Annotated in this window: 15 protein-coding genes; 7 read left to right on the top strand and 8 right to left on the bottom strand. The window is 69.4% G+C overall.

The genetic code is table 11. The features are described from left to right. The first annotated feature begins 68 nt into the window (after window positions 1-68). Window positions 69-1,280 carry a methionine adenosyltransferase gene (gene metK / locus H3309_RS16500; RefSeq protein WP_182296171.1) on the top strand — a complete coding sequence of 404 codons (1,212 nt, stop codon included), beginning with the start codon at window positions 69-71 and terminating at the stop codon, window positions 1,278-1,280. On the opposite strand, the gene H3309_RS16495 is transcribed toward metK, so the two are convergent. Beyond that, the gene (locus tag H3309_RS16495) at window positions 1,281-1,964 is read right to left on the bottom strand and encodes a YggS family pyridoxal phosphate-dependent enzyme (protein ID WP_182298876.1); all 684 of its coding nucleotides are present in this window, start codon (window positions 1,962-1,964) and stop codon (window positions 1,281-1,283) included. Window positions 1,965-2,090: 126 nt separating this feature from the next. On the opposite strand from H3309_RS16495, the gene H3309_RS16490 reads away from it, so the two are divergent. Next, window positions 2,091-2,612, top strand: coding sequence for a thiamine phosphate synthase (locus H3309_RS16490; RefSeq protein WP_182296170.1), 522 nt, complete (start codon window positions 2,091-2,093; stop codon window positions 2,610-2,612). A gap of 5 nt (window positions 2,613-2,617) precedes the next feature. Here H3309_RS16490 and H3309_RS16485 read toward each other — a convergent pair whose 3' ends face one another. Both H3309_RS16485 and H3309_RS16480 read right to left on the bottom strand, forming a co-directional pair. After that, a complete protein-coding gene (locus H3309_RS16485; protein ID WP_182296169.1) occupies window positions 2,618-3,760 on the bottom strand; it encodes a serine hydrolase domain-containing protein in 1,143 nt (380 codons plus the stop codon). Between the two features lie 80 nt (window positions 3,761-3,840). Next, the gene (locus H3309_RS16480) at window positions 3,841-4,629 is read right to left on the bottom strand and encodes a hypothetical protein (protein WP_182296168.1); all 789 of its coding nucleotides are present in this window, start codon (window positions 4,627-4,629) and stop codon (window positions 3,841-3,843) included. A gap of 208 nt (window positions 4,630-4,837) precedes the next feature. On the opposite strand from H3309_RS16480, the gene H3309_RS16475 reads away from it, so the two are divergent. The 4 genes from H3309_RS16475 to holA are packed head-to-tail and all read left to right on the top strand — an operon-like array spanning window position 4,838 to window position 9,348. Then, complete coding sequence (locus tag H3309_RS16475) at window positions 4,838-5,293, top strand: DUF3576 domain-containing protein (RefSeq protein WP_182296167.1); 456 nt, start codon at window positions 4,838-4,840, stop codon at window positions 5,291-5,293. After that, on the top strand, window positions 5,293-7,851 hold the full coding sequence (leuS, locus tag H3309_RS16470) for a leucine--tRNA ligase (protein WP_182296165.1): 2,559 nt from the start codon (window positions 5,293-5,295) through the stop codon (window positions 7,849-7,851). The genes H3309_RS16475 and leuS overlap by 1 nt, the downstream gene beginning before the upstream one ends. After that, the gene (gene lptE / locus H3309_RS16465; protein ID WP_182296163.1) at window positions 7,841-8,326 is read left to right on the top strand and encodes an LPS assembly lipoprotein LptE; all 486 of its coding nucleotides are present in this window, start codon (window positions 7,841-7,843) and stop codon (window positions 8,324-8,326) included. Before leuS ends, lptE begins: the two co-directional genes overlap by 11 nt. Next, the gene (holA, locus tag H3309_RS16460) at window positions 8,323-9,348 is read left to right on the top strand and encodes a DNA polymerase III subunit delta (protein ID WP_182296162.1); all 1,026 of its coding nucleotides are present in this window, start codon (window positions 8,323-8,325) and stop codon (window positions 9,346-9,348) included. Before lptE ends, holA begins: the two co-directional genes overlap by 4 nt. A 94-nt stretch (window positions 9,349-9,442) precedes the next feature. Here the strand turns inward: holA and H3309_RS16455 are convergent, their stop codons facing one another. From H3309_RS16455 to H3309_RS16445, 3 genes are read right to left on the bottom strand one after another with little or no spacing between them, the layout of a single operon-like run. Then, window positions 9,443-9,940, bottom strand: coding sequence for an EF-hand domain-containing protein (locus tag H3309_RS16455; RefSeq protein WP_243453779.1), 498 nt, complete (start codon window positions 9,938-9,940; stop codon window positions 9,443-9,445). 46 nt (window positions 9,941-9,986) lie between these two features. After that, window positions 9,987-10,496: an EndoU domain-containing protein gene (locus H3309_RS16450; RefSeq protein WP_182296160.1), complete on the bottom strand. Its 510-nt coding sequence runs from the start codon at window positions 10,494-10,496 to the stop codon at window positions 9,987-9,989. A gap of 48 nt (window positions 10,497-10,544) precedes the next feature. Beyond that, window positions 10,545-11,177, bottom strand: a complete 633-nt coding sequence (locus H3309_RS16445; protein ID WP_182296158.1) for a squalene/phytoene synthase family protein — start codon at window positions 11,175-11,177, stop codon at window positions 10,545-10,547. A 90-nt stretch (window positions 11,178-11,267) separates the two neighbouring features. Between H3309_RS16445 and H3309_RS16440 the strand changes: the two genes are divergently transcribed. After that, window positions 11,268-11,840 carry a Uma2 family endonuclease gene (locus H3309_RS16440; RefSeq protein ID WP_182296156.1) on the top strand — a complete coding sequence of 191 codons (573 nt, stop codon included), beginning with the start codon at window positions 11,268-11,270 and terminating at the stop codon, window positions 11,838-11,840. Window positions 11,841-11,933: 93 nt separating this feature from the next. Here H3309_RS16440 and ettA read toward each other — a convergent pair whose 3' ends face one another. Both ettA and H3309_RS16430 read right to left on the bottom strand, forming a co-directional pair. Beyond that, window positions 11,934-13,613 carry an energy-dependent translational throttle protein EttA gene (gene ettA, locus H3309_RS16435; RefSeq protein ID WP_182296154.1) on the bottom strand — a complete coding sequence of 560 codons (1,680 nt, stop codon included), beginning with the start codon at window positions 13,611-13,613 and terminating at the stop codon, window positions 11,934-11,936. Window positions 13,614-13,696: 83 nt separating this feature from the next. After that, window positions 13,697-14,329: a PASTA domain-containing protein gene (locus tag H3309_RS16430; RefSeq protein WP_182296152.1), complete on the bottom strand. Its 633-nt coding sequence runs from the start codon at window positions 14,327-14,329 to the stop codon at window positions 13,697-13,699. Window position 14,330: the final 1 nt, after the last annotated feature.

Raw genomic sequence — 14,330 nt, 5'->3', positions numbered from 1 at the left:
AAGTCAAATCTTGCCTCCCCATGGCGTCGCCGCTATGCGCTCCGGCAGCTTTGCGACAAGGAACGCCCATGCCCCGCCGGAATTTCATCTTCACCAGCGAATCAGTGAGCGAAGGCCATCCCGACAAGGTCGCCGACCAGATCAGCGACGCAGTCGTCGATTATTTCCTGGGGAAGGATCCGCAGTCCCGCGTCGCCTGCGAAACCATGGTCACCACGCAGCGCATCCTGCTGGCCGGCGAAATCCGCTGCGCCCCCTGCTTCGACGAGCAGAAATATCCCGACACCGCCGGCTGGGCCCCCGGCGTGCGCGACGAGATCGAGGCCGCCGTCCGCAAGGTGGTGCGCGACATCGGCTATGAACAGACCGGCTTCCACTGGAACAGTGCCCATTATGAAAACCACCTGCACGGTCAGTCCGCGCACATCGCGCAGGGCGTGGACGAGAGCGGCAACAAGGATGAGGGCGCCGGCGACCAGGGCATCATGTTCGGCTATGCCACCGACGAGACGCCCGACCTGATGCCGGCGACGCTGGATTACAGCCACAAGATCCTGCAACGCCTCGCCGAACTGCGCCACAGCGGCGTCGCGCCCTTCCTGGAGCCCGACGCCAAGAGCCAGGTGACGCTCGCCTATGAAAACGAAGTGCCGGTGCGCGCCGTCAAGCTGGTGGTCAGCACGCAGCACGCCGCGGGTTACGACCAGGCGAAACTGCGCGACTATGTGAAGGGGGTGATGGCGGACGTGCTGCCCGACGGCTGGATGCCGGCCGACGACGCCGACATCTATGTCAACCCCACCGGCCTGTTCGAGATCGGCGGCCCCGATGGCGACGCCGGCCTCACTGGCCGCAAGATCATCGTCGACACCTATGGTGGCGCCGCGCCGCACGGCGGCGGTGCCTTCAGCGGCAAGGACCCCACCAAGGTCGACCGCTCCGCCGCCTACATGTGCCGCTACCTTGCCAAGAACATCGTCGCCGCCGGCCTCGCCAAGCGCTGCACCATCCAGATCAGCTACGCCATCGGCGTCGCCGAACCGCTGAGCCTGCACGTCGACCTGCACGGCACCGGCACCGTTGGGGAGGACCGGCTGGAAGCCGTGCTGCCGGCGCTCGTCCGGCTGACGCCCAAGGGCATCCGCACCCACCTCCAGCTCAACCGGCCGATCTATCGCCGCAGCGCCGCCTATGGGCATTTCGGCCGCACGCCCGACGCCGACGGCGGCTTCAGCTGGGAAAAGACCGACCTGGTGGAGGCCCTGCGCGCGGCGGTGTAACTACCGCTCCCCGAACAGCGCGCTTCCGACCCGCACATGGGTGGCGCCCAGCATCGCCGCGGTGTCGAAATCCGCGCTCATGCCCATGCTCAGGCCGGGCAGCCCATGCCTGCGCGCCAGCTTTGCCAGCAGCGCGAAGAAAGGCGCCGGGTCCAGCCCGGCCGGCGGCACCGCCATCAGGCCGGTGACCGCCAGCCCCGCCTGGGCTGCCTGCGCCAGCAGCGCCGGCAGGTCGGCGATCGCGCAGCCGCCTTTCTGCGGCTCGTCGCCGATGTTCACCTGCACGAACAGCGTCGGCATCGGCTCCCGCCGCACCCGCGCCAGCGCCGCCACCAAGCTGGGCCGGTCGACGCTGTGGATCGCATCGAACAGCGCCACCGCGTCGGCCGCCTTGTTGGATTGCAGCTGACCCACCAGATGCAGCTCCACATCGGGAAACGCCGCCTTCAGCGCCGGCCATTTCGCCGCCGCCTCCTGCACGCGATTCTCGCCGAAGCGCCGCTGCCCGGCCTCCAGCAGCGGCCGGATCGCCTCCGCCCCGAACGTCTTGCTGATGGCGATCAGCGCCGGGGGCGCATGGCCGCCCAACGCCGCCGCATCGGCCAGCCGCGCCCGCACGGTTGCCAGCCGCGCCGCCGCATCGCCCTCCACGGCGGCATAATCGGGTAAACTCGCCTTGCGCATCACCCTTGCCTAACCCCAGATGCATTTTGATGAAATCAAAATGCATCTGGGGTTAGATTATTGTTGTCGCGCATCTTTTGCGGAAAACCGGTTCCCACTTTTCCGCGATGCGCTCTATAAGCCCGCATGCCGCTGCGCAACTGGCCCCGCCACTGGCTCTTCACCGACGAGCGATTGGGCGACTCGCTGTCGCCCGCCCTCGCCCGCCTGCCGCCCGGCGCCGGCATCGTGCTGCGCCACTACAGCCTGCCGCCCGCCGGCCGCCTCGCGCTCGCCCGCCGGATCGTGAAGGCCCGCCCCGACCTGCTGCTGGTCATCGCCGGCGAGCCGCTGCCGCTGCCATCGCTCACCCACGTCCCCCGCTGGTCGCGCCGCGCGCCCGCCCGCCCCTTCACCGCCAGTGCCCACACCCCACGCGAATTGTCCCGCGCGCTGCTTCTCGGCGCCGGCCTCATCTTCCTCTCGCCGGTGTTCGCCACCCGCAGCCACCCCGGCGCGCGCGCCCTCGGCCCCATGCGCTTCGCCACGCTGGCCCGCCGCTCGCCGGTGCCCGTCATCGCGCTGGGCGGCATGACCCCCGCCCGCCAGCACCGCCTCGCCCCGCTGGGCAGCCACGGCTTCGCCGCCATCGATTTCTGGGCTCGTTAAACGGCCTACCGCTTCAGCCCGTCCAGCGCCAGGTTCACCAGCACCGCGTCATCCCAGCTCATGCTGGTCTCGCCCGTCCGCGCGATCACCAGCTTCGCTGACGGCACGATGTAAACGCGCTGGCCGCCGAACCCGTCGAAATACAGCACGTCATCCGCGCGATAGGGTGCGGATTGCGCGACGGTGGTGGGCGATTCGGGGGAATAGCGCCGCACGGCGACATAGGGCGAGCCGCGCCACATCTGGTAACCATAGTTGGCGCTCGCCTTCGACGGTGCCGTCATCTTCGCCAGCCAGGCCGCCGGCACCACCTGCCGACGCCCCACCTTGCCCTGTTGCCGGATCATCTCGCCGATCCGCGCCCAGTCGCGCAGGTTGGCGTTCAGCCCGGCATAGAATCGTGGTTTGCCCGGCGCCTCCACCCACAGCGTCGCCGGCGCATTGCCCAGCGGGCACCACAGCATCGTCGACAGCGCCTGGGCATAGGTCATGCCGCGTTTCGCCACCGCCGCGCTCAGCGCCTCCCCCAGGATCTGGCTGTTGGCGTTGTTGTACTTGAACTCGCTGTCGAACGGCTTCTCCATCGGCGCCGCCAGCGCCACGTCGCTGATCCCCGGCCCCAGCGCGATGCGCCGCGATTCCGGCTCGGCAAAACGGTAATTCCTCATGCCGGAGGACATGGTCAGGAAGGCGCGCAGCGGCACCGCCCCCTTGTCACCCGCCACCGGCAGGAACGCCGACAGCGGCTGGTCCTCGCCCGGCATCAGCCGCCGTTGGATCGCGATCCCGGTCAGCAGCGCCAGCACCGATTTGTGCATGCTCGCCGTCGCCGTCCGCGTCGCCGCGCCCATGCCCGGCGCATAGAGTTCGCGCTCCACCTTGCCGTCCACCATCACCAGCAGCCCCAGCCCCTTCTGGCTGTCATGATAGGCGCGCATCGCCGCGAACGCCGCATCCGGCAGCCGTGGCGCGCTGGCCGCCGGCAGCGCCCGTTCGCCACAGCCCGGCACGGGATCGAGCGGCGCGTATCGATCGGCCTCGGCATTGGGCGGGAACGCCGGCGGGGCGGCGGGCGCGGTGACGGGCGGCGCGGTTTGCGCCCGCAGCGGCGCGGCAAGCAGCAGGGCCAGGGCAATCGCGCGCATCATCGTCTCCCGCAAGGATCGCGGGAATGTTAGGCGATTTTCGAATGCCGTGTCACGGCAGGGCCGGACTGACCGTCAGCCAATCAGAACGCCAGCGCGCCGCCCACGAACACCGCGCGGTCCTCGCGGTCCGGATCAAGCAGCGTCGGGTTGACCGGCGTCAGGCGATAGCGCACGCCGCCCGTCACCGCGACGCCCGGCGACAGCAGATAGGCGCCGGTCGCCTCGAACGAATAACGCTCCTCGGGCTTGCGCCGGTCGATCAGCAACGGTCCGCCCCGCTCGGCGGTCGCCATCAGGGCGGTGCGCCAGCGACTGCCGCGATAGCTCAGTCCGACATCGACCCCGTCCCGCCGGCCAAGCGCCAGCCCCTGATCCACCCGGCTGATCCCGCCGTTGACGGCAAAGCCCAGCCAGCCGACCGACAGGTCGACATTATAGCTGCTCGGCATCATGCCGAAATCAGCGGCGGACGCCGCATTCGCCGCCCGCACCGCGGCGCTGCCCGTCGGCGCGGCGCTGGCCGTGATGACCCGGCTGGTCACGCCCACCGCGATCGCCCGCCGGTCGCTCGCGCCGGCCGGGGTGAAGCGAAATCCCCGTTCCACCGTCGCCACCCGCGCGCCGGACACGCGGCCGGGCGCGGTGAAGGCGAACCGGCTGACATCCAGCGTCGGCGGCGTCAGGTCAGGCAGCGCATTGGATTTCACGCGATAGGCCGCGGTCTCGCTCTCCGTCGTCACCTGCGGTTTCGCCTTCGTCCGCGGCGCGGTATTCGCGGTCGCCGGTGCCAGCACCGCGGCGCACAGCAGCAGCCCCGCCAGCAGGCGGGCAGCCGGTTTTGCACGGTCGAAGGCCCCGAACGACTCCATGACTCCATCATCCATACGCGACAGGCGCGGTCAATCCTTTGTGCCTTATTTCCGCCATCCTGAATGGAAAGCGAACAACCCTGTTGCCAAATGCCCACAGCATTTGACATTTCCATGACACTCATCAGGCGGGACGCGCCCGACTGCATGGTTGCGTGCTCCCCCTCCGCACCGCTATGGCGTGCCCCTGTTCTTGCTGGAGTAGCCCATGGTCCTCGCCCGTCCCCGCCACGCAACCACCGTTGCCGTCATCGCGCTGGCCGCGCTCGGGCTGCTCGCCGGTTGCGGCAAGAAAGATCGCGTGCGCACCGAGCTGGCGCAGGCCACCAAGGTCACCCAGATCGGCGTCAACAGCTTCCTGTGGCGCGCCAGCCTGGAAACGCTGAAGTTCATGCCGCTCGCCCAGGTCGATTCGAACGGCGGCGTCATCCTGACCGACTGGTTCAACAACCCGCAGCTGCCCAACGAGCGGGTGAAGGTCTCCGTCGCCATCCTCGATGGCGCGCTGCGCGCGGATGCGCTGCAGGTCAGTGCCACGCGCCAGACGATGGGCGCCGCCGGCTGGGTGGAGGCGCCGGTGCGCGCCGGCACCGTGCAGAAGCTGGAGGAAGCCATCCTGACGCGCGCGCGCGAATTGCGGCAGGCGGCCGCCGGCGCCAACTGATGAGTGACAGCCGGTTCAACCCTGCGGCCGCCGATGCCCGCTGGCAGGCGCGCTGGGAGGCGGAGGGCACCTTTCGCGCCGACAGCGCCAGCCCGAAACCCAAGAGCTTCGTGCTGGAGATGTTCCCCTACCCGTCGGGCCGCATCCACATGGGCCATGTCCGCAACTATACCATGGGCGACGTGATCGCCCGCGCGCGGCGCATGCAGGGGCACGAGGTGCTGCACCCGATGGGCTGGGACGCCTTCGGCATGCCCGCCGAAAACGCCGCCATCGAACGACGGGTGCATCCCGGCGAGTGGACCCGCGCCAACATCGCCGCGATGAAGGCGCAGCTGAAGCGCCTCGGCTTCGCGCTGGACTGGAGCCGCGAGCTTGCCACCTGCGAACCCGATTATTACGGCCACGAACAGGCGCTGTTCCTGGACATGCTCGACGCTGGCCTTGTGACGCGGAAGGACGCCTGGGTAAACTGGGACCCGGTCGACATGACCGTGCTGGCCAACGAACAGGTAATCGACGGCCGCGGCTGGCGCTCCGGCGCGCCGGTCGAGCGCCGCAAGCTCACCCAATGGTTCCTGCGCATCACCGCCTTCGCCGGCGAACTGGCCGACGACCTGAAATCGCTCGACGCCTGGCCGGAAAAAGTCCGCCTGATGCAGGAAAACTGGATCGGGAAGTCGCAAGGGTTGCGCTTCACCTTCCATCTCCCCTCCCCTTCAGGGGAGGGGCCGGGGGTGGGGGAGTCCCCTCACGCCAACGGCATTGCCGCCTTCGACGTCTTCACCACCCGCCCGGACACCCTCTTCGGCGCCTCCTTCGCCGCCGTCGCCATCGACCACCCGCTGGCCACCGCCTGCGCCGCCGCGCAGCCGCTGCTCGCCGCCTTCATCGCGGAATGCCGCGCCGGCGGCACGTCGGCGGCGGAGATCGAGACACAGGAGAAGAAGGGCTTCGACACCGGCCTCAGCGTCGCCCACCCGCTGATCCCCGGCCGCACGCTGCCCGTTTTTGTCGCCAATTTCGTGCTGATGGACTATGGCACCGGCGCCATCTTCGGCTGCCCGGCGCATGACCAGCGCGACCTCGACTTCGCCCGCAAATATATGCTGCCCGTGCCGCGCGTCGTCGCGGAGGTCGGGGACGAGGACACGCCCATCGCTGACGAGGCGTATGTCGGCCCCGGCCGCATCATCAATTCGGATTTCCTGAACGGCCTGGACGTGGAAAGCGCCAAGCGCGCCGTCATCGCCCGGGCCGAGGCCGAAGGCTGGGGCCAGGGCACCACCGTGTTCCGCCTGCGGGACTGGGGGGTCAGCCGCCAGCGCTACTGGGGCACGCCGATCCCGATCATCCATTGCCAGGATTGCGGCGCCGTCCCCGTCCCCCGCGCCGACCTGCCGGTGGTGCTGCCCCAGGATGTCAGCTTCGATGTCCCCGGCAACCCGCTCGACCGGCATCCGACCTGGAAACATGTCCCCTGCCCCGCCTGCGGCACACCCGCCCGGCGGGAGACCGACACGCTCGACACCTTCACCAACAGCAGCTGGTATTTCATCCGCTTCGCCAGCCAGCCGGCGGACAGGCCCTTCGACCGTGCCGAGGCGGAGGCCTGGCTTCCCGTCGGCCAATATATCGGCGGCGTCGAACATGCGATCCTGCACCTGCTCTACGCCCGCTTCTGGACGCGCGCGCTGGCGCACATGGGGCAATTGGGCCTCACCGAACCCTTCGCCGGCCTGTTCACGCAGGGGATGGTCACGCACGAGACCTACAGCAACGCCGACGGCCAGTGGCTGGAACCGGCGCTGGTCGAAAAACGCGGCGATACCGCCGTCGAGATCGCCAGCGGCGCCCCCATCACCATCGGCCGCACCGAGAAAATGTCGAAGTCGAAGAAGAATGTCGTCGATCCCGACGCCATCATCGACCAGTTCGGCGCCGACGCCGCGCGCTGGTTCATGCTCTCCGATTCGCCGCCGGAACGCGACCTCGCCTGGTCCTTGGCCGGCATCGAAGGCGCCTGGCGCTTCGTCCAGCGCGTCTGGCGCATCGGGGCGCTGGGGGCTGACACCAGCAGCGGCGAAGACCTGCCGCTCGCCCGCGCGCTCCACCGCGCCATCGACGGCATCACCCAGGACATCGACCGGCTGCAATTCAACAAGGCGGTCGCCCGCGCCTATGAACTGGCGACCGCCATCGAACGCGCATCACCCTGCGCCACCCGCGCCGACGCCGCCCGCACGCTGCTGCGCCTCGTCGCCCCGATGATCCCGCACGTGGCGGAGGAAGCCTGGGCGTCGCTCGGTAACACCAGCCTCATCGCCAACGCCCCCTGGCCCGTCGCCGATCCCGCGCTGCTGGTGGAGGACAGCGTCACCTACGCCGTCCAGGTCAACGGCAAGCTGCGCGACACCGCCACCCTGCCCAAGGGCCTGGCGCGCGATAGCGTGGAGGCGACCATCCTCGCGCTGCCGAAAATCACCGCGGCCCTCAACGGCGTGGCGCCGAAGAAGATCATCGTCGTGCCTGACCGGCTGGTGAACCTTGTCGCCTAGGCTCGCCGCCCTCGCCCTGCTGCTGGCGCTGCCCGGCTGCGGCCTCACGCCCATCTATTCCGGCGGGGAGGCCGGCCCCACCGCCACGCTCCTGTCGCAGATCGAAATCGCCCCCATCCCCGACAAGGCCGGCTTCCTGATGCGGGACCGCCTCAACCAGCGGCTGAAACCAGGCGGCGAGGTCCGCTACCGCCTGACGATCGCGCTCGACGACCGCATCGACGGCTTCGGCGTGCGCGGCGACAATTCGATCATCCGCGAACGCCGCACGCTGCGCGCCCGCTATCAGCTCACGCCGGTCGGCAGCGACAAGCCGGTGCTCGACGCCACCGCCGGCTCGGATGCCGGCATCGATGTCGTCGGCTCCGAATATGCGACCGTCGCTGCCGAGACCACCGCGCTCGAACGGCTGGCGGACACCGTCGCCGACCAGATCGTCGCCCGCCTCTCGCTCTACGCCCGGCAGGGCCAATGAAGGCCGCGAAGGACGGCTTCCCCCAGCTTCTCGCCGCCTGGCCGCCCACCCTGCGCCTCGCCCTGTTCCATGGCGAGGATGAATCCGCCTCCCGCGACATGGCCGCGCAGCTCGCCGCCAAACTCGCCGACCCCGGCGATCCGCTCAGCATCACTGAGCTTTCGCCCGCGCAGCTGGCCGAGGATCCGGCGCGCCTGGCGGATGAAGCCGCCGCCATCAGCATGTTCGGCGGCGCCCGTGTCATCCGCGTGACCGGCGCCGCCGACGCCATCACCCAGGCAGTCGAGCTGCTGCTGGCCGCGCCCGCCGCCGGCAACCCTGTCCTCCTCATCGCCGGCGACCTCAGCAAGGCCAGCAAGCTGAAAGCCGCCGCCGAGGCGCATGGCCATGCGCTCGCCTTCCAGAACTATGCCCTGAACGCCGACCAATCGGGCCGCCTCGCCGGCGACCGCGCGCGCGACCTCGGCCTCAAACTCTCCCGGCCCGCGCTGCGGCAGCTGATCGCCGCCACCAACGGCGACCGCGGGCTGATCGCGCAGGAGCTGGAGAAGTTCGCCCTCTGGCTCGACGCCTCGCCCGAAGCGCCGAAAGCGCTTGAACCCGATCATCTCGCCGCCCTCGGCGCCGATTCGGGCGAAGCCGAAATCGACGCTTTCGTGAACGCCCTGCTCGATGGCGACACCGCCGCGGTCGACCGCCAGCTGACCCTGTTCGCGGCCGACGGCACCAGCGCCATCCCCGTCCTGCGCGCCATGGCCCGCAAGCTGATGCAGCTCGCCGAGCTGCGCGCCGCCATGGATGGCGGCAGGAGCGCGCAGGCCGCGGTGGACGCCGCCCGCCCCCCCGTCTTCTGGAAAGACAAGGACCGCACCGCCGCCCAGCTGCAACGCTGGCGCACTCCGGCCCTCGCCGCCGCGCTCGACCGCATGCTGACGCTGGAACGCGCCATCAAGGCGCCACAGTCCCCCGGCGACATCCTCGCCTGGCAAGGCCTCCTCGGCCTCGCCGCCCGGGGTCGCTGACCTCCCTCTCCCCCGGCGCCGAAGGCCAGCGAAGCTGCCGGGGAGCGACTCGGCGCAGCCGAGCGGAGGGGGCCAGCAAGCCCCTCACCTCACCTCAATCCGCCTCCGCCATCACCGGCGGACAATCCACCGGCTTCTTCACCCGCGGCTTCGGCGCCGTCGTCGCGAACTCCGCCGCGGTCAGCCGGCCATTGTTGTCGGCATCGGCGCCCGCGAACTTCGCCACCGTCTTGACGGCATATTCGGCGAAATCCAGCCGGCCGTCGCCATTCGCGTCCAGCTTGTCGAACGCCTTCTTCCGGTTGGCCAGATATTCTGCCTGCTCGATCAGCCCGTCATCGTCCCGGTCGGCGCGGGCGAAGCGCTTCTTCTCCCGGCTTTTCACGTCCGCCACCGGCAACGGCAGCACCGGCCCCTCTGCCGCCGGCAGTGCCGCCTTCGCCACCGCGGGGCTTGCCACCGAAGGCTCCACGCCGGCACGCCCCAGCATCCAGCCGAGCGTCAGCACCAGCAGCAGCAGGACCGCGCCACCGGCGATCCACCAGCGCGGCGACAGGGAACGAAGATGGTCGGAAAGGGTCATCGGCAGCATTCCTGCATCGACCCGGCCGAATCCTATCGCGGCACGCGCCGCCGCGCTACAGGAACTTGTTGTTCACCGCCGGAAAGGCGGTGTCCAGCGGGTTGGCCATCGTGCCGGCGCGCGTGCCGCCCACCCAGATGCGGTGCCCGCCGATGGTCGCCAGCCCGGCCCAGGAAAGCCCATATTTGGCGGCGATCTGCCCATAGACCTCGGATTGCGGCGCATAGACATGGCTGTCCTCCCAGGCGGCGGTGATCGCCGCCTGGATCTGCACCCAGGTCATGATCGCCGGAAAGAAGGAACTGCGTTTCGCCGCCTTCGCCCCTGTCAGCGCCACATCGGCGCAATAGATCCCCGGCACCCGCGCATCGGTGTCGATCCGCGCCACCTCGTGCAGCCCCGGATACATGCCCGCCGCCAGGTTCAGGCTGTGCAGCCCGCTGTGCGGCCCGTTGCCCGCCACCTGCCCGCCATGCATCATGTGCGCCATCATCCCGGCGCCGAAATGACAGCCCGCGCCGATGCGCAGCGCGATGGTGGCAGCGGACGGCGGGTTCTTGGCCATGGCCCCAGGCTATGCCGCCGCGACTTTTCCGTCAATCACCCTGTCAGCTCATCCCGCCAGCATCGTGCGCGCGATCAGCCACTGCCGCCCCGCGGTGCCACGCGGCTCCACCCCGCGCCCCGCCACCGCCCGCGCCAGATCCCGCGCCCCCAGCCGCGCCAGCGCCAGCAAGGCCCGCGCCGCGCCTTCGGTCGTCCGTGGCGGGGTCGCCAGATGCCGCAGCGACGCCAGCACCGGCTCCCCGGCCGCCGCGCCCAGCGCGCCGCGCGCCACCTCGCCCGCCGCCCAGCTGGCGCCCGCCGCCGCGCCGAACGCGCCGGCCTCCCCCAGCGCCGCGAACAGCAGCCGGCCGCGCACCGCGGCATGCCCGGCCCAGTCCGCCACCCCCTCCTCCAGCAGCGGCAGCCAGGCCTCGTCCAGCTGCGCCAGCAGCCGCAGATCCACCTGCGCCCGAACGGCGGCCAGCGCCGCCAGGATCGGCTGCGCTGGCGCGTCGCGCCCGTTCGCCAGATCCTCCACCCGCTCCCGCCACCACGCCAGCCGGATCGCGCCCAGCATCGGCTCCTTCGCCCCGGTCGCCACCCGCGCCAGCTCGGCGTCGAACGCGGTTACCGCCTGGAAAACCGCGCGCGCCGGGGCGGGCAGCCACAGCGCGATGATGCGATGGTCACGGTCCATCATGGACCCTGACAGGTCCGTCATGTCTTCATCATCCGCCCCATTGCCCCCTGTACCATTGGCCTCCCTGGCGACATGCGCTATCCTCTCTCCATGAACGCCGCTGTATCCCTCGCTGCGACCACCCCCATGCCCTACCGCTTCACGGTGGACCAGTTCCTCTCGATGAGCGACCAGGGCCTGTTCGAGGGCTATGCCAAGAGCGAGCTGGTCGATGGGGAAATCCAGGTCATGAACGCGCAATGCAGCCCGCATGCGCGCCTGAAATCCCGCCTCGCGGTCGAACTGGCGCTCGCCTTGCGTGCCATCGCGTCCCCGCTCGAACCTCAGGTCGAGGTCGCCGTTCGCCTGTCGCCCACCTCGCTGCTGGAACCCGACATCACGCTCACCGGCTATCGCGGCGACGGCGCGGTTCCCGCCGAACAGGCGGCCATCGTCATCGAGGTCGCCGACACCACCCTCTCCCACGACCTCGGCCGCAAGGCCCAGCTCTACGCCGCGGCGGGCATCCCGGAATATTGGGTGATCGACATCGAATGCCGGCGCCTGTGGCAGCACGCCGCCCCGGCCGCGGCAGGCTATCGCACCCGGCGGGAACAACCGCTCACCCAGCCGCTCGCCTCGATCACGAACCCCGGTGTCAGCGTCGTCCTGACGCCGGCATAGCCGCCACTTTACCGGGTGAGCCTCTTGTAGCTCACCCGGTGTGGCCCCCCGACGATGCAGGGCATCGTCGGAGTCGCTTGTTGCGCGGCCACTTTACCGGGTGAGCCTCTTGTAGCTCACCCGGTGTGGCCGCGTCGCGGCATCGCCCAGGCGGCGCACCTTGTCCGCCTCATAGGCTTCGAAATTGCCCTCGAACCATTCCACATGGCTGTCGCCCTCGAACGCCAGGATATGCGTCGCCAGCCGGTCGAGGAAGAAGCGGTCGTGGCTGATCACCACTGCGCAGCCGGCGAAATTCTCCAGTGCCTCCTCCAGCGCGCGCAACGTCTCCACGTCCAGGTCGTTGGTGGGCTCGTCCAGCAGCAGCACATTGCCGCCGTCCTTCAGCATCTTCGCCAGATGCACCCGGTTGCGCTCCCCGCCCGAAAGCACGCCCACCTTCTTCTGCTGGTCGCCGCCCTTGAAGCCGAAAGCGCCCACATAGGCCCGCGTCGAGACTTCCTGCTTGCCGAAATAGAAGCGGTCGTTGCCGCCGCTCACTTCCTCCCAGACATTCTTGTTGGGCGACAGGTCATCGCGGCTCTGGTCGACATAGCCCAGATGCACCGTCTCGCCGATCCGGATGGTCCCGCTGTCCGGCGTGTCCTGCCCGGTGATCAGCCGGAACAGCGTGGTCTTCCCCGCGCCATTCGGCCCGATCACCCCCACGATCCCCCCGGGAGGCAGGTTGAAGCTCAGATTCTCGAACAGCAGCTTGTCGCCATAGGCCTTCGACACATTGTTCAGCTCGATGACATTGCTGCCCAGCCGCTCCGGCACGCGGATCAGGATCTCGCGCTCGCCGCTGCGGCGCTGGTCCTGCTTCGCCACCAGCTCGTCGAACGCCTTGATCCGCGCCTTGCTCTTGGTCTGCCGCGCCTTCGGGCTGCTGCGGATCCACTCCAGCTCCTGCGCGATCGCCTTGCTGCGCGAATCGCTCTCGCGCTCCTCCTGCGCCATGCGCTTGGTCTTGTTCTCCAGCCAGGCGCTGTAATTGCCCTCGAACGGGATGCCGGCACCGTAATAAAGCTCCAGCACCCAGGTCACGACATTGTCCAGGAAATACCGGTCGTGCGTCACCAGGATGACGTTGCCGGCATAATCCTTCAGATGGTTTTCCAGCCACGACACGCTTTCCGCATCCAGGTGGTTGGTCGGCTCGTCCAGCAGCAGGATGTCGGGCTTTGAGAGCAGCAGCTGGCACAGCGCCACCCGCCGTTTCTCCCCGCCCGAAAGGCTGGTCACCGGCGAATCGCCGGGCGGGCAGCGCAACGCGTCCATCGCGATCTCCAGCTGGTTGTCCAGCGTCCAGCCGTCGACCGCGTCGATCTTCTCCTGCAACGCGCCCATCTCCTCCATCAGCGCGTCGAAATCGGTCGTGTCCGTCGGCTCGCCCATCTCGGCGGAGATGGCATTGAACCGGTCCACCATGTCCGCGACCGGCCGCACCCCATCCTTCACATTCTCCAGCACGGTCTTGGCGGGGTCCAGCTGCGGCTCCTGCGGCAGATAACCGACGCGCACGCCCTCCGCCGCCCACGCCTCGCCCTGGAACTCCTTGTCGATCCCGCCCATGATCTTCATCAGCGTGGACTTGCCGCTGCCGTTCGACCCGATGATGGCGATCTTCGTGCCCGGCAGGAATTGCAGGTTGATGTTGTTCAGCACCGGCTTCGGCGCGCCGGGGAAGGTCTTGGTCAGACCCTTCATCACAAAACTATATTGATAGGCCACGGGGGTCTCGCTCGCGAACGTGTGGGGAAAGCCCGTCCTTAGCGCAAACGCCCCCGTCTTTCCAAGCCGGCGAACGCCAGCCCTCAGGGCTTCTTCAGTGTCAGCGTGACCGTCCCGCCGATCGGCACCAGCCGCGGCGCCGGCACATCCTGCGCCGCCACCACCAGCCCCTCGCGCTTCTCCGGCGGGATGGCCTTGCCGTCGCCGGTCACCGTCGCCGCCACCAGCCCCAGCGTGCCAAGCGCCGTCGCCGCCGCCACCGCATCCCTGCCCACCAGGTCGGGCACCGGCCGCGCCTCATCCAGCGCCGACGGCGGCGGCACCGGCACCACCTTGAAGGTCAGCTTCGCCGCCCCTTGCGCCAGAAAGCCATAGCGCTGCTGGAACCCGGCATCCACCGGCGTCACATAGGTGCGCCCCGCCCCCGGCAGCGACCCCGCGCTGCCATCGGCCCCGCCGCTGCCGCCCACCCGCATCGACAGCTGCACCTCGCAGGTGGTTTCCGGCAGCACATAGAAGGTTGGGCGATAGCCGATCTCCCGCAGCAGCGCCGCGCCGGCATCGCCCTCCGTCTCATAAACCGCCAGCGTCGCCTTCAGGCTGGCGGCGTCCAGCGCCGCCTGCGCGTCCGCCACGCCGCGCCCCACGGCGGCGATCACATCGCCCAGCGGCGAGGCGAGGCCGTCGCTCATCAGGTCGCCCAGCGTGTCCGCCATC

The organism is Sandaracinobacteroides saxicola (assembly GCF_014117445.1).
Classification (GTDB): domain Bacteria; phylum Pseudomonadota; class Alphaproteobacteria; order Sphingomonadales; family Sphingomonadaceae; genus Sandaracinobacteroides_A; species Sandaracinobacteroides_A saxicola.
The sequence above is the reverse complement of the archived record's forward strand: the minus strand, read 5'-3'. Positions and strand labels throughout refer to the sequence as shown.

Coding starts and splice junctions, on each gene's coding strand:
- metK (WP_182296171.1), top strand. CDS start 69: ATGCCCCGCCGGAATTTCATCTTCACCAGCGAATCAGTGAGCGAAGGC.
- H3309_RS16495 (WP_182298876.1), bottom strand. CDS start 1,964: ATGCGCAAGGCGAGTTTACCCGATTATGCCGCCGTGGAGGGCGATGCG.
- H3309_RS16490 (WP_182296170.1), top strand. CDS start 2,091: ATGCCGCTGCGCAACTGGCCCCGCCACTGGCTCTTCACCGACGAGCGA.
- H3309_RS16485 (WP_182296169.1), bottom strand. CDS start 3,760: ATGATGCGCGCGATTGCCCTGGCCCTGCTGCTTGCCGCGCCGCTGCGG.
- H3309_RS16480 (WP_182296168.1), bottom strand. CDS start 4,629: ATGGAGTCGTTCGGGGCCTTCGACCGTGCAAAACCGGCTGCCCGCCTG.
- H3309_RS16475 (WP_182296167.1), top strand. CDS start 4,838: ATGGTCCTCGCCCGTCCCCGCCACGCAACCACCGTTGCCGTCATCGCG.
- leuS (WP_182296165.1), top strand. CDS start 5,293: ATGAGTGACAGCCGGTTCAACCCTGCGGCCGCCGATGCCCGCTGGCAG.
- holA (WP_182296162.1), top strand. CDS start 8,323: ATGAAGGCCGCGAAGGACGGCTTCCCCCAGCTTCTCGCCGCCTGGCCG.
- H3309_RS16455 (WP_243453779.1), bottom strand. CDS start 9,940: ATGCTGCCGATGACCCTTTCCGACCATCTTCGTTCCCTGTCGCCGCGC.
- H3309_RS16450 (WP_182296160.1), bottom strand. CDS start 10,496: ATGGCCAAGAACCCGCCGTCCGCTGCCACCATCGCGCTGCGCATCGGC.
- H3309_RS16445 (WP_182296158.1), bottom strand. CDS start 11,177: ATGATGGACCGTGACCATCGCATCATCGCGCTGTGGCTGCCCGCCCCG.
- H3309_RS16440 (WP_182296156.1), top strand. CDS start 11,268: ATGAACGCCGCTGTATCCCTCGCTGCGACCACCCCCATGCCCTACCGC.
- H3309_RS16430 (WP_182296152.1), bottom strand. CDS start 14,329: ATGGCGGACACGCTGGGCGACCTGATGAGCGACGGCCTCGCCTCGCCG.